This is a genomic window from Chamaesiphon sp. VAR_69_metabat_338, from assembly GCF_031423935.1.
In the GTDB taxonomy this organism is placed as follows: Bacteria; Cyanobacteriota; Cyanobacteriia; order Cyanobacteriales; family Chamaesiphonaceae; genus Chamaesiphon.
Genome location: NZ_JANPGM010000714.1, coordinates 1 through 2,736, shown reverse-complemented (window position 1 = coordinate 2,736; position 2,736 = coordinate 1). Strand labels below are relative to the sequence as shown.

Below are 2,736 nucleotides of genomic sequence, written 5' to 3'. Positions count from 1 at the left end.
AATTTTACTTTCGGTTTCACCAGTGAGGACTAAATCTCGATCGCGCGTCACGCGATGACTCTTAAGTGTCGATAACAATTCAACAGCTTCTAAGAGATTTGATTTACCTTGAGCATTATCGCCCAATAAAATTGTTTTAGGCGCAGAAAAGATCACTTCCTGTTCCCGATAGTTCCGAAAATGACGCAGATGGAGACGATTCAAATACACGAGCTAGGGGATAGAGAATAGGGAATATTTGCAAGCATGTAGGGTGTGTTATCGCGAAGCGTAACACACCTAGTTAGTTCTTAACCAATCGCGGAAATTGTTTGCATAGAGCGGTAAATAATGGTGATGGTTTGCTATCTTGTAAGCGATCGCCTTGTTGCCAGTTAAAGCGATTCCATAAGAAGGGAGCCTCATATTCGGCAGCTAACCATAATAACTTTTTAGCTCTAGTAATTGCTACATATAATAAGCGTAAATCCTCACCCTGCTTGAGATAATTTGCTAGTTTCCATGCTGCTTGTTCGGAGGGAATCGATTGCTGGTGTAAGTGAGCGCGAATCTTGGCACGGGCGACTTCTGAGAGTGTAAAATCTCCTAAGAATTTAGCACCTTGGGGCGTCCATAATTGACCGGGAATCCGATCGCTCAAAAAGGGAATAAATACATAATCCCAATCTAATCCCTTGGCTTTGTGCATGGTAATAATCGTCACCTGTCCGGATGCCGTATAGCGGGATTCCGAGCCATCGTCAATATTCTCAAAGCCCTCGGTCGTGACGATATCTTGTAAGACTTCCATCGTGGCATAAATCGAAGTCCGTCCGTAGGTTTGCATGGCAATGCGATCGGCTAATTTTTCCGCAGTCGCTAGTTCGCTAGCTTGATAGTTCAATCGATCGCCAAAATAGCTAATCAGTTGATAATGGGGTAACAGCAGGCGCGCGCGCAATAATTCACAGCAAATTTCGCGCGCTCTTAAAACTGTTTCTGTCTGGGGAGTTTCTAAAATACTCGGATATAAAAACTGTTCGGGAAAGACCGCGAGGGCGTCGATATCTTGCGCCTCAATAAGTTTGCGATCGAGTAAAACTTTGAGAACTGCTTTGAGATAATCTGGTGAATGGGGACGCGTGATAAACTGCAACAAAGTCAGCATTTCACCAGGGATCTTCGAGGTGCGATCTCCTTCACCAGCTTCATAAAGCTTGATTTCTGGATGCAAGCGGTGCCAGTCTGACAGCCTGTCAAAAATAAATTTCGCTTGTCGGTTTTCGCGGACTAAAATTGCCGCATTAGCCGTTGGATTGGCTTTATATAATGTCGTTAACCGCTGCTCGATCGCCTGTACCGAAGCATAGACATCGTGGGGTGTATGTAATTCTACCCCGCCATCTTGCGCGATCGGATTGGGCTGGGCATCACCAGGGGATACCGGACGAATTGTTTGCAGCCAGAACACAGATTCAGGTGTTGACAGATGCTCGGTAAATTCGTCTGTTTCGATAGGTGCGGGTGGTTGGAGATAGCGATTCCCCCAATCGAGGACAAAATTAGCCGCATCCATGACGGCTGGCGTACTGCGTCCGGCTTGCTCCATTTTTTCTAGTCGCGAAGTGCCTCTGGAGACAAGCTCGCTGCACTCCTGACAAAATTCCCGAAAGTAGCGCGGATCTGCGGGTGTAAATGTCGAGTTGATCGCCTGATTGGGATCGCCAACGCGAATCAGATTGGGTTGTAAATCCGGTCGATTGGGAATGCCTGCCAATTGTCGTAATAGTTGCTCCTGCAAAGGGCTGGAATCTTGTGCTTCATCTTCAAATACGGCATAGACTTGTTGCTGCCACAGTTGGCGCGCGCTAGGGTCGCGCATCACCCGCAAGGCTCCCACGATCATCTCATCATAGTCCGAGTACCCTTTTGTTACCAGCAGCTCTTGATAAGCCTCATAGAGTCCTGCCCCGATACTCAAAATATCATAGCGATCTGGGTATAACTTGGCAATCTGCCACAGTTCCGCTGGCGATAAACCCGAACTTTTGGCTTCGCGGACGGCAGTAAAAGCCAAACCTGGTAAAATTTCCGTCCGCAGTACCGATTGCCGCCGCAATCGCTCGGTTTCTTCCCCATCGAAACTTTCGCCTTCGAGCAAGTTGCGATAACTATTAGGGTAACGACTCAACCAATTTTGGACAGTATCCTCAATTAATTGATGATTGCTCGATGGCATCACTAGCGTCCGTTCGGCTAAATCGAGCTGAGATAAATCGGGATGCTTGCTAGCGATACTCAGTGCCAAACTATGAATAGTATTGACGCTATAACCGATCGGTGGCAAACCCAATTCCTTGAGACAGCTTTTAATTTTATCCTTAATATTTGCCGCCGCCGATCGCGTAAGCGTGACAATTACCAGTTGATGGCGTTGGTGCAACTTTTCGCGCGCGATTGTAATTGCCGCCGCAACCGCCATGCTATGGGATTTTCCGGCTCCTGGCACTGCCGATACCGCCAACAATCCTCCCTGCCAGTCTGCCAAAGTTCGCTGTCCGCTGCGCAATCCCTGCCGCCAACCAGCAATGGTTTCAGCTTGGGATCTGGTAATATTGTCCGATCGATCGGCAGTTAGCATGGAAATAGTAGAGCGAATGACTTGAACCCCTGGTTAACAATTTAACAGTATTCGCGAATCTGCAAGCAGAATCGATCGATCGACACCCAGAGAATGCCTACGACTGAAGTCGTGGC

The 2,736-nt window shown here is 47.7% G+C and carries 2 protein-coding genes; both read right to left on the bottom strand.

Annotated features, from left to right (window positions below; translation table 11 throughout):
- The coding region (locus tag RMO84_RS20000; RefSeq protein WP_310490195.1) for an AAA family ATPase at nucleotides 1-210 on the bottom strand (210 nt) is incomplete at its 3' end.
- Nucleotides 211-283: 73 nt separating this feature from the next.
- Nucleotides 284-2,620 carry an ATP-dependent helicase gene (locus tag RMO84_RS19995; protein WP_310490194.1) on the bottom strand — a complete coding sequence of 779 codons (2,337 nt, stop codon included), beginning with the start codon at nucleotides 2,618-2,620 and terminating at the stop codon, nucleotides 284-286.
- Nucleotides 2,621-2,736: the final 116 nt, after the last annotated feature.

Excerpts from the sequence above, each read along its gene's own strand:
- RMO84_RS19995 (WP_310490194.1), bottom strand. The coding sequence starts at position 2,620 with ATGCTAACTGCCGATCGATCGGACAATATTACCAGATCCCAAGCTGAA.